Annotated in this window: 24 protein-coding genes; 13 read left to right on the forward strand and 11 right to left on the reverse strand. The window is 73.9% G+C overall.

Annotated features, from left to right (window positions below):
* Positions 1–53: 53 nt before the first annotated feature.
* Entirely contained in the window at positions 54–1,730 is a 1,677-nt protein-coding gene (locus ABZW10_RS00635; protein WP_355357653.1) for an alkaline phosphatase D family protein, read from the forward strand.
* 81 nt (positions 1,731–1,811) lie between these two features.
* Positions 1,812–2,186 (forward strand): VOC family protein, encoded by a 375-nt coding sequence (locus tag ABZW10_RS00640; RefSeq protein WP_355357656.1) that lies wholly within the window; start codon positions 1,812–1,814, stop codon positions 2,184–2,186.
* Here ABZW10_RS00640 and ABZW10_RS00645 read toward each other — a convergent pair.
* The 4 genes from ABZW10_RS00645 to ABZW10_RS00660 form a co-directional block, all read right to left on the reverse strand.
* Positions 2,183–2,824 (reverse strand): potassium channel family protein, encoded by a 642-nt coding sequence (locus tag ABZW10_RS00645; protein WP_355357659.1) that lies wholly within the window; start codon positions 2,822–2,824, stop codon positions 2,183–2,185. The genes ABZW10_RS00640 and ABZW10_RS00645 overlap by 4 nt on opposite strands.
* Positions 2,825–2,829: 5 nt before the next feature.
* Positions 2,830–4,125, reverse strand: a complete 1,296-nt coding sequence (locus ABZW10_RS00650) for a hypothetical protein (RefSeq protein WP_355357662.1) — start codon at positions 4,123–4,125, stop codon at positions 2,830–2,832.
* Positions 4,126–4,299: 174 nt separating this feature from the next.
* A complete protein-coding gene (gene tatA, locus ABZW10_RS00655; protein ID WP_355357665.1) occupies positions 4,300–4,599 on the reverse strand; it encodes a Sec-independent protein translocase subunit TatA in 300 nt (99 codons plus the stop codon).
* Between the two features lie 647 nt (positions 4,600–5,246).
* Positions 5,247–6,797: an MFS transporter gene (locus ABZW10_RS00660; RefSeq protein ID WP_355357668.1), complete on the reverse strand. Its 1,551-nt coding sequence runs from the start codon at positions 6,795–6,797 to the stop codon at positions 5,247–5,249.
* Positions 6,798–6,919: 122 nt separating this feature from the next.
* Here ABZW10_RS00660 and ABZW10_RS00665 point away from each other — a divergent pair, with 122 nt between their 5' ends.
* Entirely contained in the window at positions 6,920–7,549 is a 630-nt protein-coding gene (locus ABZW10_RS00665; RefSeq protein ID WP_355357671.1) for a TetR/AcrR family transcriptional regulator, read from the forward strand.
* 36 nt (positions 7,550–7,585) lie between these two features.
* Here ABZW10_RS00665 and ABZW10_RS00670 read toward each other — a convergent pair whose 3' ends face one another.
* Entirely contained in the window at positions 7,586–7,903 is a 318-nt protein-coding gene (locus tag ABZW10_RS00670) for a cupin (RefSeq protein WP_355357673.1), read from the reverse strand.
* A gap of 162 nt (positions 7,904–8,065) precedes the next feature.
* Here ABZW10_RS00670 and ABZW10_RS00675 point away from each other — a divergent pair, with 162 nt between their 5' ends.
* Entirely contained in the window at positions 8,066–8,341 is a 276-nt protein-coding gene (locus tag ABZW10_RS00675) for a hypothetical protein (RefSeq protein ID WP_355357676.1), read from the forward strand.
* Positions 8,342–8,414: 73 nt separating this feature from the next.
* Here ABZW10_RS00675 and ABZW10_RS00680 read toward each other — a convergent pair whose 3' ends face one another.
* Positions 8,415–9,572 carry an acyl-CoA dehydrogenase family protein gene (locus ABZW10_RS00680; protein ID WP_355357679.1) on the reverse strand — a complete coding sequence of 386 codons (1,158 nt, stop codon included), beginning with the start codon at positions 9,570–9,572 and terminating at the stop codon, positions 8,415–8,417.
* 309 nt (positions 9,573–9,881) lie between these two features.
* On the opposite strand from ABZW10_RS00680, the gene ABZW10_RS00685 reads away from it, so the two are divergent.
* The 4 genes from ABZW10_RS00685 (at position 9,882) to ABZW10_RS00700 (ending at position 15,527) form a co-directional block, all read left to right on the forward strand.
* The gene (locus ABZW10_RS00685; RefSeq protein WP_355357682.1) at positions 9,882–10,658 is read left to right on the forward strand and encodes a VTT domain-containing protein; all 777 of its coding nucleotides are present in this window, start codon (positions 9,882–9,884) and stop codon (positions 10,656–10,658) included.
* A 127-nt stretch (positions 10,659–10,785) separates the two neighbouring features.
* Entirely contained in the window at positions 10,786–12,705 is a 1,920-nt protein-coding gene (locus tag ABZW10_RS00690) for a threonine/serine exporter family protein (RefSeq protein WP_355357685.1), read from the forward strand.
* A gap of 69 nt (positions 12,706–12,774) precedes the next feature.
* Positions 12,775–13,869: a hypothetical protein gene (locus ABZW10_RS00695; RefSeq protein WP_355357688.1), complete on the forward strand. Its 1,095-nt coding sequence runs from the start codon at positions 12,775–12,777 to the stop codon at positions 13,867–13,869.
* 221 nt (positions 13,870–14,090) lie between these two features.
* Positions 14,091–15,527: a C40 family peptidase gene (locus ABZW10_RS00700; protein WP_355357691.1), complete on the forward strand. Its 1,437-nt coding sequence runs from the start codon at positions 14,091–14,093 to the stop codon at positions 15,525–15,527.
* Positions 15,528–15,546: 19 nt separating this feature from the next.
* Here the strand turns inward: ABZW10_RS00700 and ABZW10_RS00705 are convergent, their stop codons facing one another.
* Positions 15,547–16,272 (reverse strand): dienelactone hydrolase family protein, encoded by a 726-nt coding sequence (locus ABZW10_RS00705; RefSeq protein ID WP_355357694.1) that lies wholly within the window; start codon positions 16,270–16,272, stop codon positions 15,547–15,549.
* Between the two features lie 133 nt (positions 16,273–16,405).
* On the opposite strand from ABZW10_RS00705, the gene ABZW10_RS00710 reads away from it, so the two are divergent.
* Positions 16,406–17,734 carry a GNAT family N-acetyltransferase gene (locus tag ABZW10_RS00710; protein ID WP_355357696.1) on the forward strand — a complete coding sequence of 443 codons (1,329 nt, stop codon included), beginning with the start codon at positions 16,406–16,408 and terminating at the stop codon, positions 17,732–17,734.
* A gap of 61 nt (positions 17,735–17,795) precedes the next feature.
* Here the strand turns inward: ABZW10_RS00710 and ABZW10_RS00715 are convergent, their stop codons facing one another.
* On the reverse strand, positions 17,796–18,593 hold the full coding sequence (locus tag ABZW10_RS00715) for a TetR family transcriptional regulator (protein WP_355357698.1): 798 nt from the start codon (positions 18,591–18,593) through the stop codon (positions 17,796–17,798).
* Between the two features lie 180 nt (positions 18,594–18,773).
* Between ABZW10_RS00715 and ABZW10_RS00720 the strand changes: the two genes are divergently transcribed.
* Positions 18,774–19,316 carry a GNAT family N-acetyltransferase gene (locus ABZW10_RS00720; protein ID WP_355357701.1) on the forward strand — a complete coding sequence of 181 codons (543 nt, stop codon included), beginning with the start codon at positions 18,774–18,776 and terminating at the stop codon, positions 19,314–19,316.
* On the opposite strand, the gene ABZW10_RS00725 is transcribed toward ABZW10_RS00720, so the two are convergent.
* Positions 19,301–19,789, reverse strand: a complete 489-nt coding sequence (locus ABZW10_RS00725; protein ID WP_355357704.1) for a macro domain-containing protein — start codon at positions 19,787–19,789, stop codon at positions 19,301–19,303. The genes ABZW10_RS00720 and ABZW10_RS00725 overlap by 16 nt on opposite strands.
* Before the next feature lie 10 nt (positions 19,790–19,799).
* Positions 19,800–21,032: an MFS transporter gene (locus ABZW10_RS00730; RefSeq protein ID WP_355357707.1), complete on the reverse strand. Its 1,233-nt coding sequence runs from the start codon at positions 21,030–21,032 to the stop codon at positions 19,800–19,802.
* A gap of 160 nt (positions 21,033–21,192) precedes the next feature.
* Here ABZW10_RS00730 and ABZW10_RS00735 point away from each other — a divergent pair, with 160 nt between their 5' ends.
* Positions 21,193–22,158, forward strand: a complete 966-nt coding sequence (locus tag ABZW10_RS00735; protein ID WP_355357710.1) for a LysR family transcriptional regulator — start codon at positions 21,193–21,195, stop codon at positions 22,156–22,158.
* A 268-nt stretch (positions 22,159–22,426) separates the two neighbouring features.
* On the opposite strand, the gene ABZW10_RS00740 is transcribed toward ABZW10_RS00735, so the two are convergent.
* Positions 22,427–23,041, reverse strand: a complete 615-nt coding sequence (locus ABZW10_RS00740) for a YceI family protein (RefSeq protein ID WP_355357713.1) — start codon at positions 23,039–23,041, stop codon at positions 22,427–22,429.
* A gap of 171 nt (positions 23,042–23,212) precedes the next feature.
* Here ABZW10_RS00740 and ABZW10_RS00745 point away from each other — a divergent pair, with 171 nt between their 5' ends.
* Together ABZW10_RS00745 and ABZW10_RS00750 are read left to right on the forward strand one after the other, a co-directional pair.
* Positions 23,213–24,313, forward strand: a complete 1,101-nt coding sequence (locus ABZW10_RS00745) for a MerR family transcriptional regulator (RefSeq protein WP_355357716.1) — start codon at positions 23,213–23,215, stop codon at positions 24,311–24,313.
* Positions 24,314–24,401: 88 nt separating this feature from the next.
* A complete protein-coding gene (locus tag ABZW10_RS00750; protein WP_355357719.1) occupies positions 24,402–24,815 on the forward strand; it encodes a helix-turn-helix transcriptional regulator in 414 nt (137 codons plus the stop codon).
* Positions 24,816–24,826 lie beyond the last annotated feature (11 nt).

The following is a 24,826-nucleotide window of genomic DNA, read 5'->3' on the forward strand; positions in this document are numbered from 1 at the left end:
GGAATGTCGGCCTGGTGTCCCCGATGCCGCTCAGCCGCCGCAGGAGGTCTCCCGTGCCACCGTCCTCGTCGTCCGCGTCGTTCTCGCCGCCGTCGTCCGCGTCCTCGCCGTCCGTTCCGCCCCGGCCGCGGTCCGCCGCGCTCAGCCGGCGCGGACTGCTGGTCGGCGCGGCCGTCGCCGCGGGCGCCCAGGCGCTCAACATCCGTACGGCGCACGCGGAACCGGTCCGCCGCGACCCGTTCCTCCTCGGCGTGGCCAGCGGCGATCCGCTGCCCGACGCGGTGGTCCTGTGGACCCGCCTGGTCGCAGACCCGTTCGACGCCGCGTCCATGGGCGCCCGCACCGTGCCCGTCTCCTGGGAGGTCGCCGCCGACCCGGGCTTCCGCCGGGTCGTCCGGCGCGGCGTCGCCGCCGCCGAGGCCGAGCGCGCGCACAGCGTCCACGTCGACGTCCGCGGCCTCCAGCCCGGCCGCGACTACTGGTACCGCTTCCGGGCCGGCCGCCACCTCGGCCCGGCCGCCCGGACCCGCACCGCCCCGGCCGCCGGCGCCCACCCCGGCCGGCTCCGCCTCGGCGTGGTCAACTGCCAGGACTGGCAGCACGGTTACTGGCCCGCGTACACCGCCCTGGCCGCCGAGGACCTCGACGCCGTGGTGCACCTCGGCGACTACATCTACGAGACCGACCCGAGCAGCGCCTTCCCGGACCGCCTGCACACCACCCCGCAGACCCCGGGCCTCAACCAGCTGAGCACCCTCGCCGACTACCGGGCCCGGCACGCGCAGTACAAGACCGACCCGGCCCTGCAGGCCGCGCACGCCGCCTTCCCCTGGATCGTCACCTGGGACGACCACGAGGTCGAGAACAACTACGCCGGCCTGGTCGACGAGATCGACGACACCGGCGCCGCCCACCAGGACACCGCCGCCATGGCCCGCGAGCGCGCCGCCGCCTACCAGGCGTACTACGAGCACATGCCGCTGCGGAACCCCTACCGCAACGGCTCCCCGGACTACCGGCTGTACCGCCGCTTCGACTTCGGCGACCTGCTGCGTCTCAACGTGCTCGACACCCGCCAGTACCGCACCGACCAGCCGGGCGGCCACAGCCAGGACTTCGGCCCCGTCGCGGACGGCCTGGGCAACACCGCCGGCACCCTGACCGGCGCCGAGCAGGAGGAGTGGCTGCGGCGCGGCCTGACCGACTCCCACGCCCGGTGGAACGTCATCGCCCAACAGGTGATGATGAGTCAGATCCGCTTCCCGAACTTCCTGGACCCGTCCCACCCGCTGCCGCCGCTCGCCAACCTCGACCAGTGGGACGGCTACGACCCCGCCCGCGCCCGGCTGCTGCGCTTCCTGCGGGACGCCGCCGTGGCCAACCCGGTGGTGCTCGCCGGGGACATCCACTCCTCCTGGTTCAGCGACCTGCGGATCGACCGCGACGACCTCGCCGCCGCCCCGGTCGCCGTCGAGTTCACCGCCACCAGCGTCAGTTCGGAGTTCCCGGCCGCCTTCGACGGGCCGCTCAAGGCGCTCAACCCCTCGCTCAACCCGCACGTGCGGTACTTCGAGGGCCTGCGCCGCGGCTACCTGCGCCTGGACGTGGACCGGGAGCGGTGGCGGACCGACGCCCGGACCGTCGACAGCATCGCCGTGCGCGAGTCGCCGGTGCGGACCTCCGCCTCCTGGGCCGTGGCGGCCGGCGAGCCCGGCCTCGTCCCGGCCTGACCGTCGTTCCCCGTCCGGCGGCCGTTCCCGGCCTGCCGCCAACTGCCCCGCCGGGCCCGCCCGTCCGGCAGAATCGGCGGCATGCTGAGAATCGGTTCCGTGGTCCTCGGGGCGGCTGACGTCCGCCGGGCGGCGACGTTCTGGGGCGAGGCCCTCGGGTACGTCCCCCGCGACGGCTCGCCGGAGGACGACTGGGTGGTGCTCGTCCCGGCGGACGGCGCGGCCGGTGTGCAGGTGGCGCTCGGCCGGAGCGCCACCCCGCCGCAGCGCCACCCGCGCGTCCACCTGGACCTCTACGCGACGGACGCGGCCGACCAGGCGGCCGAGGTGGAGCGGCTGATCGGCCTCGGCGCACGGCGGGTCGACTGGGACCTCTACCCGCCGGACCCGGACTTCGTGGTCGTCGAGGACCCGGACGGCAACCGCTTCTGCGTGATCGACGCCAGCCGAACCTAGCCGTCACGACGACGACGGCGGTTGCGGCGGAGGCGACGGCGGTCGCGCGGGTGGTGGCCGCGGTGCTGCCCTTGCCAGTGGTGCTGCTCGTGCCCGTGCTCGTCCCGGTGGGCGGCGCGGGTCTCCATGCCGCTGCGCACCGTCCGGCTCAGCGCGCCGGCCGCCGCCGCCAGGAAGACGAAGTTGTAGGCGATCTGCAGCAGCACCACCAGCCGAGGCCCCTGCCCGGCCGCGGTGATGTCGCCGTAGCCGATGGTCGCCATCGTGACGACCGTGAAGTACAGCGAGTCGAGCCGGGTCTCCAGCCCGATGAACTCGCCCTGGCGGTCGGCCAGGACGTAGTAGGTGGCGGCGAAGACGGTCAGCGAGAGGCAGATCAGGAAGGCCAGCCAGACCCCGGGGTGGCGGCCCGTGCCGCGGACGGTGTCGACGATCCGGGCCAGCAGCAGCCCGGTCAGGCCGGTCAGCACCACCCCGAAGAGCACCCAGCTCAGTCCCGGGCGGTCCTGGCCGAGAAGGCGCAGCGGAAGGGTGAAGTAGCCGAGCATCAGCAGGGTGAACGAACCGAGCAGCAGGGCCCAGGCCCGCGGGTCGGGGCTGTTCCGGGGCGGCGGTACCGGCGGTTGCTGCCCGGCCATCCCGGTCAGCCCGTCCCGGCCGGGGCGCCGCCCGGCTCGTCCAGGAACTCCAGCACCGCCAGGACCGCTACCAGTGCCAGCGCCAGACAGAGCGTCACCAGGACCGTCGGGTAGCTCCACAGCACGAACGCCAGCGCCGCGCCCGCCACCGCCACCCAGCCCAGCCAGGTCTTCCACCGGTGCACGAACCGGCCCACCGGCCCCAGCCGAAGCCCGGCCCGTTGTGCGGCGCGTCGCACCGCCCCGAATCCGGACGCCCACAGGCCCCGGACCGTCCCGGCCCACCGTCCCCGGCCGCCGATCCAGGCGCCCAGCGCCACCAGCAGCCCGAGCGCGACCACCACCCGGACCGCCGAGCGCAGGTACCGCACCAGGGTGTCGTAGACCGCTTGGGCCGCCGCCAGGTCGACCCCCGCCGCCAGCCGGTCCAGGTACACGGCGCGGAAGACGGACAGTCCGATCCCCAGCACCAGTGCCCCGCCCGCGATGCCCAGGGCGACCGTGACGACGGCCCGGCGGCGCCGGCCGGCCAGCAGCACACCGCCGACCGCGGAGGCCACCGTCAGCACCGGGAGCCAGAACCCGGCCAGGTCCAGCAGCCGGAAGCCGGTCCGGACCTTGGGGATCGCGTCCGACTGCACCAGCGTGTACTGGGTGTGCACCTCGGGGATCCGCGCGGCGATCGACAGGCCGTTGTCGACCAGCCGGGTCTTCACCCGGTCGATCAGCGGCGCGAGGTCGAGCACCACGGTGTCGTTCCTGATCTCGACGGCCCCGCCGCCCTGGCCGGTCAGCATCTTCTCGACGGCGGCGTGGGCGTCCCGGTTGACGTCGGTCCAGATCGTGGCGAACGCGTCGCTCCGCACCACCCGCAGGACCTGGTCGTGCACGAAGCCGGTGATCCCGTCGGTGAGCGCCCGGCCGATGCCGCCGAGCAGGGTGTTCAGCAGCGGGCGGTCCGCCGGGGCGACCTCGGCGAGCAGCGAGTCGACCGGGAGGTACGTGACCAGCTCGGCGGTCACCCGGTCGGCGACGGCCGTTTGGACGGCCGGGTCGGAGGCCAGCGGCGCCATGGTGGCGACGTACCGGTCGGTGTCGGTGATCTGCGACCTGGTCCAGACGGCGGCGATGCTCAGCGGCGTCAGCACGCAGGCGAGCAGGACCAGCAGGACGGCGAAGGCGGAGCGGACCCGGTGACGCCGGGGCAGGGCGGCGGCCGTGCGGGCCTCGACGGCGCTGAGGCGGGCGCGCAGCTCGGCGAGCTCGTCGGGGCGGTCGCCGCCGGGCCCGTTGGTCGCCATGCCTCAGCTCCGTTCCTCCGGTCGTGCACACCAGGAGATAACGGATCAAAAGGGACGGCCAGTCGAGTCCGGGAGCCGGGCGAGCGGGTGGCCGGGCGAGCGACGGGGTGGCCGGACACGACGAAGCCCCCGCCACGGGGGCGGGGGCTTCGGCCGGGAACGGGCCGCCGGGTGTCAGGCGGTGGTGGTGGACCGCGGCTGCTCGGTGGCCTTGGTCACGTTGGTCGGGTTCACGGCCTGGCGGGACTGCTCGGCCGCCGGCTGCGCCGGGGCGGCGGTGCTCTGAGCGGTGCCCTGGGCGGCGTCGGCGGCGGGAGTGTCGTCCTCGCGCATCGCCTTCGTCTCCGCCTTGAGGATCCGCATCGACTTGCCGAGGCCGCGGGCCATCTCCGGCAGCTTCTTCGACCCGAACAGCAGGATCACGACAGCCAGCACCACGAGCACGTGCCAGGGCTCAAGACCGTTACGCAGCATCCCTGGCCACCGGTCCCTTCTCGTCTAGTGTCATACGTCACAGTTGGGCAAAGCGCCCGTCCTGGCCAGTATGCCTGCCCGTGGCGGCGAACGTATACACCGGTCGGGAAACGCTGGTCAAAAACCAGATGTTGCGCGGCCGGACGGCGCGCCGGGGTACCGGGCCCGCCGAGAGCCCCCGCATCCCCCGAGGTCAGACCGCCCCCCACGGCCCCCGCCCACCGTTCCGCCCCCGGCCCCCCAGGCTGCGCCCGCCGACCGCCCACCCGGGGACCACGCCCCTTCGAGCCGCGCCACCCCCACGTTTTGGCCGGTTCCCACCACCGCCGCACCCGTTCGGTGCGGGCCTCGTTGGTCATCCCGGTGGCCCGGCTCGGCGTCGGGCCCGGCGCGGCAGGACCGCCGATCGGTGGCAGCCCCTGTCGCTCCGCTCCCCGCGGTCTGCGGGGATGGTCCTGAGGTCGAGGGGACACGGCACTGCTCCCGCCCTCGCGGGGGCTTCGACGTGGGCGGCAGGGCGCGGCGTCGGGCAACTGCCGTGAGCAGAAGTGGCGTTGACGTCAGGGTGTGAGTGCGCGGCAGCCCCCGCCCGGGGTGGGCGGGGGCTGCGATGACGCGCCGGTGGGGGAGTTGGGGGTGGGGGGCGGTCAGGCGGTGGCGGGCTCGGGGGCGGGGGCCTGGGCGGGGACGGCGGGGAGGTGGCGCATGAGGCGGTAGGCGAGGAGCGAGGCGCCGATCGTGATCAGGAGGCCGACCACGGCGGCGACGTGCAGGCCGTCGGTGAAGGCGGTGCGTGCGGTGGTCAGGAGGTCGGTGCCGAGCCGGCCGGGCAGCTGGGCGGCGACGGTGACCGCGCCGCCGAGGGTGTCCTGCGCGGTGCGGGCGGCCTCGCCGTCCAGGCCGGCCGGGAGGGTGCCGTCGAGCCGGGAGCGGTAGACCGCGGCACCGGCCGCGCCGAGCAGGGCGATGCCGAGGGAGCTGCCGAGTTCGACGGCGGTCTCGGAGGTCGCGGAGGCGGCGCCGGCCCGCTCGACGGGGGCGGCGGAGACGACCATCTCGGCGGTGAGGGTCATGGTGCCGACGGTGCCGGCGGCCAGCACGCCCGCCGCGGTGAGGACGAGCGCCAGCGGGGAGTCCGCGCCGACCCGGGTCATCAGCGCGAAGCCGGCCGCGCCGATCAGGAAGCCCCCGGCCATCAGCACCGCCGGTCGGACCTTCCCGGCGAGCGCCGAGCTCAGGCCGACGGCGGCGCCCACGCCCACGCTGGGGACGAGTGACCAGAGCGAGGCGGTGAGCGGGCTCATGCCCTTGACCAGCTGCAGGTACTGCGAGGTGAAGAGGCTGAAGCCCATCATCGCGAACATCGCCATGGTGTTGACGCTGATCGCTCCGCTGAAGGCGCGGATCCGGAAGAGGCCGAGGTCGAGCAGCGGGTTGGCGGCGGTGCGCTGGCGACGGTAGAACGCGCCGCCGAGCAGCAGCCCGGCCGGGACGGCGAGCGCGGCGAGCGGGTCCCAGCCGTCCACCGCGAGCGTCTTGACGCCGTAGACCAGCGGCAGGACGGCGGCCAGGGAGAGGACGGCGCCGAGCAGGTCGAAGCTGCCGTGCTGCGAGGAGCGGTACTCGGGGAGCAGTGCCGGGGCGGCGAGCAGGACCAGGGCCATCACCGGGACGGCGAGCAGGAACGCCGAGCCCCACCAGAAGTGGTCGAGCAGCAGGCCGCCGGCGACCGGCCCCAGGGTGGCGCCGGCGGTGAGGATGCCGCCCCAGGCGCCGAGCGCGATCTGGCGCTGCTTGGGGTCGTGGAACATGTTGCGGATCAGCGCGAGGGTCGAGGGCATCACGGTGGCCCCGGCGACGCCCAGCAGGGCGCGGGCGGCGATCAGCTGGCCGGCGCCGTCCGCGTAGGCGGCGAGCAGCGAGGCGCCGGCGAAACCGGTGGCGCCGATCATCAGCAGCCGGCGGCGGCCGATCCGGTCGCCCAGCGCGCCCATCGTGATGAGCAACCCGGCCAGCAGGAACGAGTACATGTCCATGATCCACAGCTGCTGGGTGCCGCTCGGCGCCAGCGTGGTGGAGATGTAGGGGACGGCGAAGAAGAGCACGCCCATGTCCAGGGTCAGGACGAGGGTCGGGAGCAGCAGGACGGCGAGGCCGATCCATTCGCGACGGCCTGCACGGCCGGGGGTGGCGGTCATGGGGAAGACGGTACGGACGTGTCAGACGTTTGTCTAGTACGTTTGTCTCAATCAATTGTGCGAGACATATGTGCCAGACATTCGTGCAAGACAGTCGTCTTGATCGGACGTAGCATGCGGGCATGGGAAATCGCGAGGACCTCATGGCCGGCGCCAAGCGCTGCCTGACCGAGAAGGGCTACGGGCGCACCACCGCCCGGGACATCGCCGCCGCCTCCGGCGTCAGCCTGGCGGCCATCGGCTACCACTTCGGCTCCAAGGAGGCGCTGCTCAACGCGGCGCTGATCGAGGCGACCGGGGAGTGGGGCGATGTCCTGGTGGCCGTCGTGGCGCGGGCCAACGAGACGTCCGACGACCCGGAGGAGCGGTTCGTCGCGGTCTGGGACGGCGTGCTGGAGAGCATCGCCGCGCACCGCGGCCTCTGGGCCTCGCAGTTCGAGGCGATGGTGCAGGTGGAGCGGGTGCCGGAGCTGCGGGAGGCGCTCGGCGAGGTCCAGAAGAACGCGCGGCTCGGGCTGTCGGCCCTGTTCCAGGGGCTCCCCGAGGTGGCGGACACCGAGGAGGAGCTGTCCCGCGGCACCTTCTACCAGGCGCTGCTGGTGGGCCTGGCCGGGCAGTGGCTGGCCGCGCCGGACATGGCGCCCGGTGGGCGGGGCCTGCTGCGCGGGCTGGAGCTGGTCGGCGGCTCGGTGCTGAAGCGGAAGTCCGCGGACTGGCACGGCGCCAAGGACTGGCACGGCCCCGTGACCTGAGAGCGCCCGGTGCCCCGCCCGATGCCCCGCCCGGGCTCAGGCGGTGACGGCCGTCAGCAGCACCACCGAGTCGACGTGGGCCAGCAGGCCGTGCCGTTCCTGCGGGACGGCCTGCAACTGCCCCGTCGAGAGCTCCTCGCGACGCCCGGCGATGGTGAGCGAGACCCGCCCGCGCAGCACCTGGACGCTGGCGGCGGCCGGGGCGTTGTGCTCGTCGAGCGAGGTGCCCGCGGTCAGTGCGATCACCGTCTGCCGCAGCACCCCGTCGTGCAGCACCAGATGGGCGCTGCGGCCGTGCAGGCTCTCGGCCGCCATGGCCGCGTGCTCCGCGACGAGTTGTTCGAGATCGACCATCGCGCGTCCTCCTGCCGTCCGGGTGCGGTCCTGCCGCGTGGGCGCTCCTGCGGCCCAGCGTCCCGGACGCGCCGCGCGCCCGCACGCCGAGGTTCGCGGGCGCGCGCCGCGCGCGGGTGCGCTCGGCGTGCGGCGGTGGCCGACTGCCTCCATCGTGGAGGCATGGCGACCAATGAGCGTTTCTTCAGCGGCTTCCAGGTCAACCGCTCGCTGCTGGCCGGCGGCGCGGTGCTGACGGGCATCGCCGCGGTGTTCGGGACGGCGGGTGCGGTGATGGTGTGCGCGGCGCTGGCCACGGCCGGCCGCAAGTGGGTGCGGGGGCTGGACACCCCGCCGGCCGCCCTGACCCAGCGGGCCCAGCGGGCCCTGCACGAGGCCAAGGTGGCGTCGTCGGCCGGTTGGGAGGCGTGGCGCGCCGAGCACCACTCGCCCAACTGAGCACGAACCGGGCGCGAACCGGGCGCGAACCGGGCATGAACCCGGCCGGCGGCAGCCGCCCCGGCCGTCCCCGCTACAGCCCGAGCGACTTGGCGACGATGCTGCGCATGACCTCGCTCGTGCCGCCGTAGATCCGGAACACCCGGTTGTCGGTGTAGAGCCGGGCGATCGGGTACTCCAGGATGTAGCCGTAACCGCCGTGCAGCTGAAGGCACTTGTCGATCACGACGGACGCCGACTCGGTGCAGAACAGCTTCGCCGCCGCCGCGTCCGCCACCGTCAGCGCACCGTTCTGGTACAGCTCCAGCGCGCGGTCGACCATCGACTGCTGCGCCATCACCTGGGCCTCGCAGTCGGCCAGCGTGAACTTGGTGTTCTGGAACTCGGCGACCGCCTTGCCGAACACCTTGCGGTCCTTGACGTACTGCACCGCGAACCGGACGGCCGCGGCGGCGGCCGCGTACGCGCCGACCGCGATCGCCAGCCGCTCCTGCACCAGGTTGTGGGTCAGGTAGGCGAACGCCTTCCCCTCCTCGCCGAGCAGGTTCTCCACCGGTACCTTGACGTCCGAGAAGGCCAGCTCGGCGGTGTCCGAGGTGCGCAGGCCGATCTTCTGCAGCTTGCGGCCGACGCTGTAGCCGGGGGAGGCGGTGTCCACGCAGAGGATGGAGAGCCCGGCCCGGCGGTTCTCCGGGTCGTACGGCGAGGTGCGGCAGACCACCAGGACGAGGTCGGCGAGCACGCCGCCGGTGATGAAGGTCTTGGCGCCGTTGAGCACGTAGTGGGTGCCGTCCTCGGACAGCCGCGCGGTGGTGGTGATGCCGGCGAGGTCGGAGCCGGCGCCCGGCTCGGTCATCGCGATCGCGGTCATCAGGTCGCCGGAGACGAAGCCCGGCAGCCAGCGCCGCTTCTGCTCCTCGGTCGCGTACTCCAGCAGATAGGGCAGCACCAGCCCGGTGTGCACCCCGGAGGAGCCGAAGCTGACGCCCGCCCGCGCAGTCTCCTCGGCGACCACCGCCTGGTACTTGAAACCGCTCTCGCCCGCGCCGCCGTACTCCTCGGGCACCTCGATGCCGAAGATGCCGAGTTCACCGAGCTTGCGGTAGAAGTCCCGCGGCGGGTGGCCCTCGGCCTCCCAGCTCTCGTAGACGGGGACGACCTCGTTGGCGATGAAGTCCCGGATGGTCTCCCGGAAGGCCTCGTGGTCCTCGGTGAACACGGTGCGGCGCACGGCGGCGCCTCCCTTCGACGGTGCCTGACGTTCGCTGGAACCTGCGCGGCGGGCTCGGACGGCCCCGCCGATCGCCCCACAAGTTAATCCCGGGTAGCTTCGGCTGTCCAGGGTGGGGAGAACGGCGTCCGCGCCGCAATGAACGGCCTGGTGACGGGCTTCGCGGGGCCTCGAATCGCCCGGTGCCATTGTCCGGACGATTGTCCGACTTCCCCCTGGAACAGGGCTGATCGATACGTTCTTGGCGAATGCTTTACTGTTTCATTGCCAAGAGTCGACCTTTCCACCAGGCCCTCAGGAGTCCGCACCGTGACCAGCCTCGCCCTCGGCCCGTCCTGGCTCGATCCGACCCACCTGATCTCCACCTTCGGGCTGCTCGGCATCCTGGCCATCGTCTTCGCCGAGTCCGGTCTGCTGATCGGCTTCTTCCTCCCCGGCGACTCGCTGCTCTTCACCACCGGCCTGCTGGTGGCCGGCGGCACCTACCTGCACCAGCCGCTCTGGGTGGTCTGCGCGCTGATCGTGGCCGCGGCGGTGGCCGGCGACCAGGTCGGTTACCTGTTCGGGCGGAAGGTCGGCCCGAGCCTGTTCCGGCGCCCCGACTCCCGGCTGTTCAAGCAGGAGAACGTGGAGAAGGCGGCGGCCTTCTTCGACCGGCACGGGCCGAAGGCGATCGTGCTGGCCCGCTTCGTGCCGATCGTCCGTACCTTCACCCCGATCATCGCCGGGGTGAGCAGGATGAACTACCGGGTCTTCGTCCTCTTCAACGTGATCGGCGGGGTGCTGTGGGGCGCCGGCGTCACGGTGCTCGGGTACTTCCTCGGGCAGATCCCGTTCGTCCGGGACAACATCGAGGCGATCCTGGTCGGCATCGTGCTGGTCTCGGTGATCCCGGTGGCCGTCGAACTGCTCCGCGCCCGCCGCTCCGGCCGGGCCACCGAAGCCCCGGCCGCCGAAGCCCGGGGCACCGGCGTCCGCGCCACCGACGTCCGCGCCGACGCCGGAACCGAGGCCCGCACCGACCCCGCCGCGGCCCCCACGGCGGCGCCCGTCGCCGGAACCGGCGGCCCGCACCGCGCCGGGTAGGCGTCCGGGGACGCCGCCGCCCGCCGTCGCGTACATGTGCGTCCGGCAGTTCGATCAGGCAAGGTGTAGGCGGAGATCGATCGGCGGCCCGGGGGACCGGCACCGCCAGGGGCGGCAAGGAGTGGAAGTGCCGAAGCGGGGCCGACCGGGCGGCGGCAAGAGGGCCAGGGGCGGCCGGGGCGGTCGTCCGCAGCGTCAGGCCCGCCCGGCCGTCGGCACGCGGCCGGTCCACCCGTCCGAGGCGCCGCCCACCGAGGGGCTGCTCGGGCACCCCGCCCCGGTCGCCGAGCAGACCGTGGAGATCCCGCTCGCGCTGCCCGCCCCCGAGACCAAGGGCCTGCTGGCCCCGGAGCCCGAACCGGCCGCCGCCCCGACGGACACCACGGGCACCGCGTACGCCACGGGCACCGCCCTCGGCGAGGACACCGCCCCCGCCACGGCCACCGCGGAGCCGACGACGCCCGCCGGCCCGACGACGCCCGCCGGGGAGCCGCTCGCCCCGGTGTACCGCCGCCGCTCGGTGGCCGAGGACACCCTCACCCCCGAGGAGTGGCGGGCCGCCGGCTACACCCCGCCGGCCGGCATCCCGCTGGGCGCCCTCAGCCAGGGCGCCCCCGGCGAGGCGCCCTGGCCGGACCGGATGCGCACCCTGCTGCGCACCCCGATGTCCGAGCGCCCCGCTTTCGAGCGCTCCGCGCGCGAACTGCACCCCGCGACCGCCTCCGCCGCGGCCCGCAACGTCCCGCGCATCCTCGACCTGACCCTGCGCATCGGCGAACTGCTGCTGGCCAGCGGCGAGGCCGCCGAGGATGTCGAGGCGGCCATGCTCGGCATCGCGCACGCCTACCGGCTGGACCGCTGCGAACCGCAGGTCACCTTCACCCTGATCGGCATCTCGCACCAGCCCTCGCTGGTCGAGCCGCCGATCACCGCCGACCGCGTGGTGCGCCGCCGGACCTCCGACTACACCCGGCTGAACGCGGTGTACGAACTGGTCGCGGACATCACCGCGGAGCAGGTGAGCGTCAACGACGCCTACCGCCGGCTCGCTGCGATCCGCCGCAACCGGCACCCCTACGCGGCCTGGCTGCTCGCGCTGAACACCGGTCTGCTGGCCGGCGCGGCCACCTTCCTGGTCGGCGGGAAGATCGACGACAAGGCCTGGCTGGTCTTCCTCAGCGCCTTCGTGGCCGCCGTGCTCGGCGACCGGCTGGCCTCGCTGATCGCCCGTCGCGGGCTGCCGGAGTTCTACCAGTTCGTGCTGGCCGCGATGCCGGCCGCCGCCTCCGGCATCGTGCTCTCCTTCAACGAGCTGGGCCTGCGCGGCTCCGTGGTGATCACCGGCGGGCTGTTCGCGCTGCTGCCCGGGCGCGCGCTGGTCGCCGCGGTGCAGGACGGTCTGACCGGCTTCTACATCACCGCCGCGGCCCGCCTGCTGGAGGTGATCTACCTGGTGGCGGGCATCGTCATCGGCGTGATGCTGATCCTCTACCTGGGCGTCGGCTTCGAGGCGAAGCTGCGGCCGGACGAGTCGCTGGTCGGGAACAACTACCCGCCGGTCCAGATGGTCGCCGCGATGGTGCTGACGCTCGCCTTCGCGATGCTGCTGCAGACCGACCGCCGCTCGCTCGCGCTGGTCACCCTGAACAGCGGCATCGGCTGGGCCAGCTACGGCGTGCTGGCCTACAACGCCGGGGTCTCGCCGATCGTCGCGACCGGGGTGGCGGCCGGCCTGGTCGGCCTCTTCGGCCAGCTGATGGCGCGCTACCGCAACGGGTCCGCGCTGCCGTACGTCACCGCGGCGATCGGGCCGCTGATGCCCGGTTCGGCGCTCTACCTCGGCATGCTCTCGTTCGCCCAGGGGCACCCCAGCGGGGGGCTGGTCCAGATCACCCGGGCCGCCGCGATCGCGATGGCGCTGGCCATCGGCGTGAACCTGGGCGGTGAGATCGCCCGGCTCTTCATGAAGCTCCCGGTCGGGGGCGAGCGTCCCTCGCTCGCCCCGGTGATCCCCCGCCGGGCCGCCAAGCGCACCCGCGGCTTCTGACGCCGGGCGTTGGCCCCCGGGCCATGTCGCGGCAGGTCGCACGCAGCACCAGGAACGAAGGTAAGAGCCATGACCACACTGCTGGACGGCTATCGCGAGCACATCGTCGCCACGCACAAGCAACCGCTGTTCCTGCTGCTGGTCGGGTTCACCACCTCCTTCGTCTTCATCCGGTTCAGCGTGCGGATGATCAGGGCCCAGGTGCGCTGGTGGCCCGGCAACGTGACGCCCGGCGGGCTGCACATCCACCACATGGTGTTCGGCCTGGGGTTCCTGCTGGCCGGTGGCATCGGGGTGTTCGCGACCTACGGCGGGCACCCGTGGATCGACGTCTTCGGGCTGCTCTTCGGCATCGGCTGCGGCCTGGTGCTGGACGAGTTCGCGCTGATCCTGCACCTGGACGACGTCTACTGGAGCGAGCAGGGGCGCAAGTCGGTGGACGCGGTGATCTTCGGCATCCTCTTCACCGGCCTGCTGCTCGTCGGGTACGTCCCGCTCGGCGCCGAGCCCACCGGGGAGACCAGGTGGGGGCTGGTCACGGTGATCTCGGTGAACGCGCTGGCGATGGTCGTCACCCTGCTCAAGGGCAAGGTGTGGACCGGGCTGCTGGGCATCATGGTGCCCGGCCTCTCCTGGGTCGGCGCCGTCCGGCTGGCCCGCCCGAGCAGCCCCTGGGCGCGCTGGCGGTACGCCGCGAGTCCGCGCCTGCGGGCCCGGGCGCTCCGGCGCGAGCGCCTGCTGCACCGGCGTGCGGACCAGGCCCGCACCTGGCTCTTCGACCTGATCGCCGGGGCGCCCGACAAGGTGCCGGCCCACCACCCGGCGGCCCACCGGGTGGCCGAGCAGATGGCCGCCCGGGCCACCGCGCACCTGGACGCGCACGCCGCCCGGGCGCTGGCCCGGCGGTCCGCCCGGCTGGCCGACCGCCGTTCGGCGGCGGGCACCGCGGAGCACCCGTCGGGGAGCCGCCGCAGCGCCGGGGCCGGTGCGCCCGGCGACGGCGGGCCGACCGCCCGGGCGGGGCGGCACGGCCGGTCCCAGCAGCGACGGCGGGCGGTCCGGGCCGGCCGCAGCCGGACGTACGCGGTCGGCCCGGCCGGCCAGGTGACCCGGCCGGGCCGGCACCGCTGGCTGCGGACGCGGACCCGCAGGATGAGCCGGTAGCGGGTGCGCCTGGGCGCGCGGTAGCCCGGCTGGAGGCGGCTGCGGTCTGATCATCTGATGGTCACTCGGTTGGTGGCGCGGGCTTGAGGCATGAAAGCGCCTCGGCTTGAGAACATGGCGTCCAGTGACCGCCTTGTCACGGAATGGGATGGTTCATCGGCCCGTCGGCCCACGTGTGCGTGGCCGCTCCAGTCCCTCGTGGCCGTTCGAAGGGATGAATCGTGGCGCGCAGGCTCCTGCCGACCCTCCTGTTGTCCCTCGTCCTCTCCCTCGCCGCCCTGCTCGGACTGCTCCCCGCCGCGGTGTCCGTCACGGCGGCACCGGCCCCGTCCGCTCCGGCCGACGTGCCGCCCGGCGCGCCGCCCGTCACCGTGCCGCCCGTCACCGTGCCGCCGGTCACCGTGCCGCCCGGGGCCGGGGACCAGGCCTACCCGTCCGCCGAGGAGATCGACCGCGCCCGGGCCGAGGCCGATCGCCGGGCCGGCGGCGTCACCGCCATCGAGGCCGCGCTCACCGCCGCCAGGACCGAAGCCGACCAGGCGGCCCGGACCGCCGAACAGGCCGTCGAGGCCTACAACGGCGCCCAACTCGCCCTCACCCGGGCCCGCACCGAGGAGTCCGCCGCGGCCGTCCGGGCCGCAGCCGCCGAGGCCGAGCGGTCCGACGCGGCCGAGGAGGCCGCCGCCCTGGCCGCCGAAACGTACCGGCAGGGCACCGGCGCCGAACTCTCCGCGATCAACGCCCTGCTCGGCGCGCGCGGTCCGCGCGAGGCCGGGGACCGGGCGGCCGTGGTCGGGATCGCCAGCCGCCGCACCCGGCAGATCCTCGACGCGGCGGTCTCCACGGCGGCCGCCGCCGCCCGGGCCGCCGCCGCCGCGCGCACCGCGACCGGGGCCGCCGAACGTGCCGCCGCCGCGGTCGGCGCCGCCCGGCAGCGCGCCGAGGCACGGCTGGCGGACCAGCAGAACCAGGTCACGGCCGCCGGACTGCGGCGCGAGCAGCTGCTCACCGAACTGGCCGCCGCCCGGAACACCACCGTCGAGCTGGAGCGGCAGCGGCGCGAGGCGCTGGAGGCGATCGCCGCCCGGGAGGCCGAGGCCGCCGCCCGCGCCGCCGCCGAGAAAGCGGCGGCCGAACGCGAGGCGGCGGAGCAGGCCGCCCGCGAGGCCGAGGCCAGGGCCGCCGCCGAAGCTGCCAAAGCCACCGAACGGGACGCGGCTGCCGCCGAGGCCGCGCGGACCGCCCCGCCCACCGGCTCCGCCGCACCCCCGCCGCCGGAGCGCCCCTGGTCGGCCGAGGGCGCGGCCGAGGCCATCGCCTTCGCCCGCACCAAGATCGGCCTGCCCTACGTCTGGGGCGGCGAGGGCCCGGGCGGCTACGACTGCTCCGGGCTGACCATGATGGCGTGGCGCCAGGGAGGCAAGCGGCTCAACCACTTCGCCGCCGACCAGTACGCCCAGTCCACCCCGGTCACCTACCGCCAGCTCCGCCCCGGCGACCTGGTCTTCTGGAGCGCCACCGGCCGCGCCGCCGACATCCACCACGTCGGCCTCTACATCGGCGACGACCAGATGATCGAGGCCCCCCGGGCCGGCCGGCCGGTCAAGCAGGCCAGCCTCTGGATCATGGGCACCCCGGACTTCTACGCCCGCCCCTGACCCCCGGCCGGGCGCCCGCTCACTCCGTCACCGGCAAGCACTCGGCGAGCAGGTCGAGGATGTCGCGCCAGGCCCGCTCCGCGTGCCGGGGGTGGTGGCCGACACCGGGGAGCACGGTGTGGTCGACCGGCGGGTGGTGGAACGCGTGCAGCGCCCCGCCGTAGACCACGAGGCGCCAGTCGACACCCGCGGCCTGCATCTCGGCGGTGAACGCCTCCCGCTGCGCGGGCGGCATGATCGGGTCCTCCGACCCGACCCCGGCCCACACCGGGCAGCGGATGCGCGCCGCCTCGCCCGGCCGGCCCGTGATCAGGGCGTTGACCGTTCCGATCGCCCGCAGGTCGACCCCGGCGCGGCCGAGTTCCAGGGCGATGGCGCCCCCGGTGCCGTAACCGACGGCGGCGATCCGCTCCGGGTCGGTGCGCGGTTCGGCGCGCAGCACGTCGAGCGCCGCGTGGCCGATGTCCCGCATCCGCTCGGGGTCGGCGAGCAGCGGCATCGCGCGCGCCAGCATCTCCTGGGGGTCGGTGAACCAGCGCCCGCCGTGGAGGTCGAAGGCCAGTGCCACGTAGCCCAGTTCGGCGAGGGCGTCGGCCCGGTGGCGGTAGACGTCGTTCAGGCCGGGCCCCTCGGGGCCGAGCAGGACCGCCGGGCGGCGGCCGGTTCCGGAGGGGAGCGCGAGGTGTCCGATCATTGTCAGTCCGTCGGCCGGGTAACTGACCGTGTGGGTGGTGATCGTCGTCATAGGCCGGACTCTAGGACGGCCGGCGCCCGTCCGGGCCGGTCTTCGCCGAGGGCGGACGGAACGAGTGGGGCCCGTGCTCCGCACCCGGAATAATTGGGATGCCTTCGCCGAAATCCCGCCGTACGGTGAGCGAATGGGCAACGAGGCGAACGACGGCCCCCGCGATCCGGGCAGTGGCCGTCTGAAGGAACAGCGTTCGAAGGAGCAGGGCGACATCGTCGACGGGATCGAGGTCCGGGCGGTCGGCGAGGACGAGGTCGAGGCGTGGGACCGGGCGCTGGCCGTCGGCTTCCTGCGGCCGCACGTCGGCCGGGCGACGGAGTTCCGCCGCCGGCAGTGGAAGCCGGACCGGATGCTCGGGGCGTTCGACGACGGCCGGATCGTCGCCACCTTCCGCAGCTTCGACGCCGAACTGACCGTGCCCGGCGGCGCCGTGGTGAAGGCCGACGCGATCACCGCCGTCACCGTGACCGCCACCCACCGGCGGCGCGGCCTGCTGCGCCGGATGATGACCGGGGACCTCGCCGCGGCCCGGGAGCGCGGCGCCGCCGTCGCGATCCTGATCGCCGCCGAGTACAACATCTACGGCCGGTACGGCTTCGGCCCCGCCACCCGCGGCCACGGCTGGAACATCGACCTGCTCCGCGCCGGCGGCCTGCGGGCCGGCCTGCCCACCGTGCCCGGCGGGCGGATCGACCTGGTCGACATGGCGGAGCTGCGCAAGATCGGCCCCGAGCTGTTCGACCGCTGGCGGGTCACCCAGCCCGGTGTGATCGACCGCGACGAGCTGACCTGGCAGCGCCACACCGGTGAGATCGAGGTGCCCGGCTTCGACTGGAAGGAGCCCTTCGCCGTCGTCCACCGGGACGCCGAGGGAACCGCCACCGGCCTGGCCGTCTACAAGATCGACGACACCTGGGACGGCTCCTACCCGAACTGCACGCTCACCGTCCTGGACCTCTTCGCGCTGGACCGGCCGACGGCCCACGCGCTGTGGAGCTACCTCTTCTCGGTCGACTGGGTGCGCAAGGTCTCGGTGGAGAACGTCGGACCGGACGACCCGCTGCCGATGCTGCTGAACGAGCCGCGCGCCGCCACCCCGCACGTCGACAACGCCGACTTCATGTGGCTGCGGGTGCTGGACGTCGAGGCCGCCTTCAGCGCCCGGACGTACGGCGCGCCCGGCCGCGTGGTGCTGGAGGTCGAGGACCGGGAGGGCTACGCCGCCGGCCGCTGGGCGATCGAGGTCGCCGCGGACGGCACCGGCCGCTGCACCCGGACGACCGACGAGGCCGACCTGGCGCTGGACGCCTCGGCGCTCGGCACGCTCTACCTGGCCGGCGAGACGCTGCCCCGGATCGCGCTGGCCGGCCTGGTCACCGAGCTGCGCCCGGGCGCGGTGGCCGCCGCGGACCTGCTGCTGCGCAGGCCACTGCTGGCCTGGAACATCGACGGATTCTGATCGGTCGTCACCCCCGGTCCGCACGGCCGGGGGCGTCCGCCGTGCGGTGGCCGTTCCGCGGCTACTTCACCGCGGTCTTCCCGATGGTGGGCAGGATGAAGTCCTGGATGAGGCCCTTGGCGTCACGGACGATCGGCCGGAACACCCGGTAGCGCGAAAGGTTGATCACCCGGGCCGCCATGGGCACCGACCGCCGGACGAACTCCCGGGTGCGCTCGGTGTCCGGGGTCCGGTCAAAGACCCAGTAGAGCACCACGATCATCAGGTACAGCCACAGCACGTCGGGCAGCAGGTCGACCAGTTCGGCGTCCAGCTTCGGTGCCAGCTCGGAGCCCTGCAGCACCTCGCGGAACAGCTCGACGGCCGTCGCCCGGGCCGGGTGGGACTCGTTGGAGAACGGGCTCAGCGAGCTGTTCGGGTCGGCGGCGGTGCGGAAGAACTGGGCGGAGAACTCGTGGTACGGGGCGGCCGTGTCGAGCCAGGAGGCGAGGGCGATCTCCAGGCGCTCGCTGAAGTCCCGGGTGTGCGCCATGCGGTTCCTGGCGTCCGCCGCGTGCTCGTACGTCATGCGGTCGTAGAACCCCTGGATCAGGAATTCCTTGGCCGAGAAGTAGTAGTAGGCGTTGCCGACCGAGACGCCCGCCTCGGTGGCGATGGCGCGCATGGTGGTCTTCTCGTAGCCGCGCTCCTGGAAGAGCCGCATCGCGGTCTCCAGGATCAGGGCCCGGGTCTGCTCGCTCTTGTCGGTCTTCGGCTGCGCGCGGCTGCCGCGGGACTCCGCGGGGGATCCGGCGCCCCCGTCCACGCCGTTGGTGCCGTTCGCCGTGTTCGTGCCGTTCGTCGCTGCCAGGTCGTCCACGGCCCCGAGCCTAGCCCGATCGGATCAGTCCCAGGCGGTGTCGGCGTTCGCGGCACCGGACGCCCCCTCCGCGTCCGGTGACGACGCCTCCCCACCACATTTTTCGAACGTGTTCAAAGGCATGCCCTGACTCTAGGTCATCGCTTGAACGCGTTCAAGCGCGAATGAGAGGCTTGTCGAATGAGCACCGTGATCCGTCCGGGCGGTACCCGGGACGCCGAGACCGTCGCCGAACTGCACGCCGCCAGCTGGCGCACCGCGTACGCCGGCATCGTCCCCACCGAAGCGCTCGGCGACGGACTGGCCGCCGAGCGGCGCGAGATCTGGGAACTGCGGCTGGCCGCCGACTACGGCGGCCCGGAGAACACCCCCGAACTGCTGATCGCCGAACGGGACGGTGACGTCGTCGGGTTCGCCTACCTCGTCCCGCACTGGGACGGCCGGGTGCTGCTCGACAACCTGCACGTCCGCCCCGGGCTGACCGGCGGCGGCATCGGCCGGGAGCTGCTGGCCGCCGCCCGGGCCCACATGGCCGACCGCCACCCCGGGACGGACCTCTACCTGGAGGTGCTGCAGGCCAACACCCGCGCGATCGCCTTCTACGAGCGCGAGGGCGCCCACCGCACCGCCGCGCGCGAGGGCGTCTTCCCCGGCGGCCACACGCTGCCCGAGTACGAGTACACCTGGCCGGCCTCCGAACTCGCCCGTCAGTCGTGGTCGTAGACCGTCACCGGAACCCCCCGGCCGGTCAGCCGGGCGGTCACCAGGGGCTCCACCGACTCCCAGCGCCCGCCCGCCAGCCCGCACCCGATCCGCGGCATGTGCACGGACGCCCCCAGGTCGAGCGCGTGCCCGGCCAGCGTCGCCAGTGCGGTGTCGATCGCCTCGTACCGCACCGGCGGCCCGGAGGAGCGGCCGGTGCGGATGCCGCGCTGGCCGACCATGTTGGCCACCCAGAGGTACCTGTCGACCCGCACCAACTGCACGGCGCCGAGCCCGAAGTCGTTCCCCGCCCGCTCGCGGTGCCAGCGCCGGTACGCCTCCTCCGGCTCCGGCCAGCGTCGGGAGACGGCCAGCACGAACCCCTTCCCCCAGCCCCCGACGTCGTTGCAGACATGCGCGATCACCTTCACCCCCTTGCCCAGGGGTGCCGTGGCATCGCCACGGACGTAGCCGATGGTGCTCGCTGTCGTCATGGCCCGAAGGTTAGTGCGAGGCACCGACAACGCCTTGGGGAGCTTCCGCCGGCACGGCCAGCAGGCGGTGGCCGGCGAGGCCGATCAGCAGGGCGAGCGCCGCCGCCCCCGCCGGGATCCAGTAGCCCGCGCCGGGTCCCGCGTGCTCGGCGACCGTGCCCGCCAGCGCCGAGCCGGCCGAGATGCCGACCACGATGCCGGACACCGCGATCGCCATGCCCTCGTTCAACTGCCGCTGCGGCAGCAGCTCCTGGAGCAGCATCATGCCGGTGACCATGGTCGGCGCGGTCCCCGTCCCGGCCGCGAACAGCGCCACTCCGAGCAGGACGAGTCCCACGCCGCCCAGTCCGGCCGCCAGCGGCAGCAGCAGCAGTCCCGCCATCGCCGCGAGGCCCCGCAGGAAGCGGACGCCCGCCGGCCCGTTCGGCCGCAGCGTGCCGAACACCAGCCCGGCCACGCAGGACCCGGCCGCCACCAGGGCCAGCAGACCGCCCGCGACCGGCCGGTGCCCCAGCGCGTCGGCGTAGGCGACGGTGGTCAGGTCGAGCGCGCCGAAGATCATGCCGGTGCTGAGGAAGGTCACCGTGAGCACCCGCAGCCCCGGTACCCGCAGCGGGGAGCCGTGCCGTCCGGCGGCCGGGTGTCCGGCGGTCGGCGGTTCGGTGCGGCGCTGGGCCGCGAAGAGCAGCCCGCCGACCGCGCCGAGCCCGCCGGCGGTGAGCAGTCCGGCCTCCGGCGCGATCGTGGTGCACAGCACCATGCCGAGCACCGGGCCGGCCATGAAGCAGAGTTCGTCCAGCGCCTGCTCGAAGGAGTTGGCGAGGTGCCGCTCGTCCGGCTCGTCCCGGAGCAGGTGCGCCCAGCGGGCCCGGGCCATGCCGCCGAGGTTCGGTGCCGCCGCGCCGGCCGCCCAGCAGACGTACAGCGTCCAGTCGGGAGCCCCGGTGCGGACGCAGAGCAGCAGTCCGGAGAGCGGCACCACGCAGTAGAGCACCGCGGGGACGGTGACCCGCGCCTGCCCGAACCGGTCGACCAGCCGGCCGATCACCGGCATGCCGATCGCCCCGGTGACCAGGCCGGTCGCCGCGACGGTGCCCGCCAGCGCGTACGAGCCGCGCCGTTCGGCGATCAGCACCACCAGCGAGACCCCGGTCATCGACATCGACAGCCGGCCGAGCAGCCCGGCCAGGGTGAAGGCGGTGGTGCCGGGCCGGGCGAACAGGCGTCGGTACGGGGAGAACATGGGACTCCGCGGGGAGAGGGGGAGGGGACGGCCCCTCAGCCTCGGGCCGCCGGCCGTGCGTGGTCCAACACCTGTTCTGCCGCACTGACAACAGCGTGGTGTCAATGTGGCCGGAAAAAATCGGCCCGCCCGCCCCCGGGGACGTTGTTAGCCTGCCGCCATGCCCCGTGACCTGCACCCCCGCCTGCTCCGCGGTTTCGTCGCGACCGCGGAGACGCTGCACTTCGGGCGGGCCGCCGAGCGTCTGCACGTGGCCCAGCAGGCGCTCAGCCGGGATGTCCGGACGCTGGAACGGCTGCTCGGCGACGCGCTGTTCACCCGCACCACGCGCAATGTCGAACTCACCGCGGCCGGGCGCGGGTTGCTGCCCAAGGCGCGCCGGCTGCTGGCGCTGCACGACGAGATCCTGGCCGGCGCCGCGCACCGTTCGCTGCTGCTGGACCTCAACAGCGACGTCACCGGACCGGACCTCACCGGCTACCGGCTGCTCCACCGGGCCCGCGCCGCTTGGCCGGAGGGCGAGCTCCTGGCCCGCTTCCACGGTGGGCTGGCGGCCGCCGCCGGTGAACTGCTCGCCCACCGGCTGGACGTCTCGTTCGGCCGCTTCGCCGGCCTGGCCTCCGGGGTGCGCGCCCAACTCGCCCAGCGGCCCATCCGGTTCGAGCGGATTTCGGTGATGATGGCGGCCGGCCATCCGCTCGCCGGGCGGCCGGTGCTACGGCCGGCCGACCTGGCCGGCCATCCGGTGGACGTCTGCGCGGGCAATCCGGCCACCACCGAGTGGACCGACCTCGGCCTGCGGCTGCTGCGCGAGCACGGCCTGACGCCCGCGCCGCCGCGCGTCCCGCCGGTCGGGGTGGACGAGACGGCCCGCTACCTCGCCCGGCACGGCGATCCGATGCTGACCACCGCCGGCGGTCCGGTGCTGCCGGGTGCGGTGAACGTGCCGCTGGCCGAGCCGGTGCCGCTCAGCCTGGTGAGTCTGGTGCACCGCCCGGACCTGCGGCATCCCGGGCTGACCGCGCTGCTCTCCGCGGCCGTCGAACTCGGTGCTCGGGAGGGGTGGTTGCGGCGCCCGGCGGACAGCTGGCTCCCGGCGGCGGACGCCGCGCTGCTGGCGCCCTGAGCGGTCCGCCGCCCGGGCGGCGTGCTCCCCGGCGCAGGCGGAGGCCAGGCGGAGGCGGTGCGCGGAGAAGACGGTGTGCGAAATTGCGCCGGATCAGGAATCACCCGGCGTCGGACGGTTGTTCGAGCCGAAGACGATCCCACCCCTGCCGCTCGGGGGTCGGCAGGGGTGGGGTCGGCTGCGGACGCGCAGTCGCAGGGGGGCGTCGAGACGGCGCGCCCGCGGTCGGGGGAGGGCCCCACAGGGCCCGGGGCCGCGGTCGGCCGGGTCAGGCCGCCTTCACTGCGGAGATGTCGAAGGTGAGCTTCACCTTCTCGCCGATCAGCACACCGCCGGTCTCCAGGGCCGCGTTGTAGGTGAGGCCCCACTCGGTGCGGTCCAGGACGGCCTTGCCCTCGAAGCCGACCCGGTCCGCGCCGTAGGCGTCGACGGCGTGGCCGGTGAAGTCGAGGTCCAGGACGATCGGACGGGTGATGTCCTTGATGGTCAGCTCGCCGGTCATCCGGTAGGAGTCGTCGCGCAGGCGCTCGGCGGAGGTGCTGCGGAAGCTCATCTCGGGGAAGGTCTCGGCGGCGAAGAAGTCGCTGGTGCGCAGGTGCTCGTCGCGCTGGGCCTGGTTGGTGTCGATGCTGCCGACCTTGATGACCAGCACGGCGCTGGAGTTGGTCGGCGTGGTGCCGTCGAGGTGCAGCTTGCCGTCGTACTCGGTGAAGCGGCCCTTGACGTTGGTGACCATCGCGTGGCGGACGGAGAAGCCGATCTCGCTGTGGGTGGCGTCGATGGTCCAGTCGCCCGAGAGGTGGCCGAGGTCCGGGCCCTCGGTGACGGCGACGGCAGTGGTGGTCGCGGCGGCGGTGTTCTTGGTGCGGTTGAAAAGGCCCATGGCTCCTCCTCGGGTTCGAAGCCATTTGTTTAGGCTTCAACTTGTTGGCTCCACTGTAGCCCCACTTCGTTCAAAGTTCAACCATGCTGGTCGGGGGCCCGCCGGTAGGGTCGGAGCCGGTCGGCCGTCCGGCTTGACCCTCGACCCGGTCGAGGCCCCAGAGTCCTCGGCATGGAGAGCGACCTGCGCAGCATCGGAGAGCTGGCCCGCGACAGCGGTCTGAGCGTGAGCGCCCTGCGCTTCTACGACGGCGCCGACGTACTGGCCCCCGCCCGTGTCGACCCGCGCACCGGCTACCGCTGGTACGCGCCCGAGCAACTCGCCGACGCCCGGCTGCTCGCCCGGCTGCGCCGGGTGGGCCTGCCGCTGGCCGACATCCGGGCGGTGCTCGGCGCGGCCCCCGGCGACGACGCCGCCCGGAGGGTGCTCGACGCGCACCTGCGCCGACTGGAGCACGGCCTCGCCGACGCGCGCCGGGAGCTCTCCTTGATCCGTCGACTGATCGACCAGAGGGAGAACCCGATGACCGCCACCCCCGTCGAGTACCGCTGCACCGTCCCCGCCCGCGCGCTGGCCGAGGCCCTGGACGCGGTCCGCTTCGCCGTCGGCAGCGACCCCGAGCTGCCGGTCCTGTCCGGCGTGCTGTTCGACCTGGACGGCGGTCTGCTGCGGCTGGTCGCCACCGACCGCTACCGGATGGCCCTCGCCGAGGTCCCGGTCGAGGCCCCGGCGGCGGACGCCTCCGCCGCCGCGATCGTGCCGACCGCCCTGGCCGACGCCCTCCGCGCGCTGCTCGGCTCCGGTGCCGGGACGGCGGAGCTGGTGCTGGACGGTACGGCGGTGGGCGTCGCGGTGGACGGCCACCGGATCGAGGGCGTCGCGCTCGGCCACGACTACCCCGACTACCGCGCGCTGATCCGGCTGGACCCCGTCCGCCGGGTCGGCCTGCCCGCCGCCGACCTGCGCGAGGCGGTCGCGTCCGCCCCGACCCGCACCCTCCCGTCCGGCCCGGACGGTGCCGCCTGCGAGGTCGCCGTGCTGGCCGTCGACGAGGCCGGCCGTCTCACCGTCGCGGCGCCCGCTGCCGACGCGTCCGACCAGGACGCCCTGCGGGTGGCGGTCAACCGGGACTTCCTGCTGGAGGCGCTCCCGGCCGGCGCCCCGGGGCAGCTCGTCCTCGAACTCGGCGGGCCCATCGCCCCGCTCGCCATCCGCACCCCCGAGCACCCGGGCACCTTCTCGGTGCTCATGCCGGTCCGCCTCCCGGTCTGACCGGACCCGACACCGGCGCGCTCCCGAGGTGTTTGCTGGTGCTAGCGGTGCGCTTGCAAAAGCAAGCAGTGTGGGGCAGGGTGATCCCATGGCCTCCCTGAACGTCGGCTCGCTGGGCGAGTACATCCGCGAACAGCGGCGCAACGCGCAGTACTCGCTGCGGCAGTTGGCGGAGGCCGCCGGCGTGTCCAACCCCTACCTCAGCCAGATCGAGCGAGGGTTGCGCAAGCCGAGCGCGGAGATCCTGCAGCAGATCGCCAAGGCGCTGCGGATCTCGGCGGAGACGCTCTACGTCCAGGCCGGGATCCTGGAGGAACGGCGTGGTGAGGGCCTGGAACTGCGGGCCTCGATCCTCGCCGATCCGCTGATCAACGAGCAGCAGAAGCAGGCGCTGCTCGCGGTCTACGACGCCTTCCTCAAGGAGAACGCCGCCGGGCGACCGCCCGGTGCGGACGAGGGTGCGGGCGGGAGCGCGGACGAGCACGAGGGCAAGGCACCCTAGACACCACGGGA

This window comes from Kitasatospora sp. NPDC004723 (genome assembly GCF_040609255.1).
Taxonomy (GTDB): domain Bacteria; phylum Actinomycetota; class Actinomycetes; order Streptomycetales; family Streptomycetaceae; genus Kitasatospora.

What these genes read in the sequence shown, in the direction of transcription:
- ABZW10_RS00640 (WP_355357656.1), top strand. Translation starts at nt 1,812, where the DNA reads ATGCTGAGAATCGGTTCCGTGGTCCTCGGGGCGGCTGACGTCCGCCGG.
- ABZW10_RS00645 (WP_355357659.1), bottom strand. Translation starts at nt 2,824, where the DNA reads ATGGCCGGGCAGCAACCGCCGGTACCGCCGCCCCGGAACAGCCCCGAC.
- ABZW10_RS00650 (WP_355357662.1), bottom strand. Translation starts at nt 4,125, where the DNA reads ATGGCGACCAACGGGCCCGGCGGCGACCGCCCCGACGAGCTCGCCGAG.
- tatA (WP_355357665.1), bottom strand. Translation starts at nt 4,599, where the DNA reads ATGCTGCGTAACGGTCTTGAGCCCTGGCACGTGCTCGTGGTGCTGGCT.
- ABZW10_RS00660 (WP_355357668.1), bottom strand. Translation starts at nt 6,797, where the DNA reads ATGACCGCCACCCCCGGCCGTGCAGGCCGTCGCGAATGGATCGGCCTC.
- ABZW10_RS00665 (WP_355357671.1), top strand. Translation starts at nt 6,920, where the DNA reads ATGGGAAATCGCGAGGACCTCATGGCCGGCGCCAAGCGCTGCCTGACC.
- ABZW10_RS00670 (WP_355357673.1), bottom strand. Translation starts at nt 7,903, where the DNA reads ATGGTCGATCTCGAACAACTCGTCGCGGAGCACGCGGCCATGGCGGCC.
- ABZW10_RS00675 (WP_355357676.1), top strand. Translation starts at nt 8,066, where the DNA reads ATGGCGACCAATGAGCGTTTCTTCAGCGGCTTCCAGGTCAACCGCTCG.
- ABZW10_RS00695 (WP_355357688.1), top strand. Translation starts at nt 12,775, where the DNA reads ATGACCACACTGCTGGACGGCTATCGCGAGCACATCGTCGCCACGCAC.
- ABZW10_RS00705 (WP_355357694.1), bottom strand. Translation starts at nt 16,272, where the DNA reads ATGACGACGATCACCACCCACACGGTCAGTTACCCGGCCGACGGACTG.
- ABZW10_RS00710 (WP_355357696.1), top strand. Translation starts at nt 16,406, where the DNA reads ATGGGCAACGAGGCGAACGACGGCCCCCGCGATCCGGGCAGTGGCCGT.
- ABZW10_RS00720 (WP_355357701.1), top strand. Translation starts at nt 18,774, where the DNA reads ATGAGCACCGTGATCCGTCCGGGCGGTACCCGGGACGCCGAGACCGTC.
- ABZW10_RS00725 (WP_355357704.1), bottom strand. Translation starts at nt 19,789, where the DNA reads ATGACGACAGCGAGCACCATCGGCTACGTCCGTGGCGATGCCACGGCA.
- ABZW10_RS00730 (WP_355357707.1), bottom strand. Translation starts at nt 21,032, where the DNA reads ATGTTCTCCCCGTACCGACGCCTGTTCGCCCGGCCCGGCACCACCGCC.
- ABZW10_RS00735 (WP_355357710.1), top strand. Translation starts at nt 21,193, where the DNA reads ATGCCCCGTGACCTGCACCCCCGCCTGCTCCGCGGTTTCGTCGCGACC.
- ABZW10_RS00740 (WP_355357713.1), bottom strand. Translation starts at nt 23,041, where the DNA reads ATGGGCCTTTTCAACCGCACCAAGAACACCGCCGCCGCGACCACCACT.
- ABZW10_RS00745 (WP_355357716.1), top strand. Translation starts at nt 23,213, where the DNA reads ATGGAGAGCGACCTGCGCAGCATCGGAGAGCTGGCCCGCGACAGCGGT.
- ABZW10_RS00750 (WP_355357719.1), top strand. Translation starts at nt 24,402, where the DNA reads ATGGCCTCCCTGAACGTCGGCTCGCTGGGCGAGTACATCCGCGAACAG.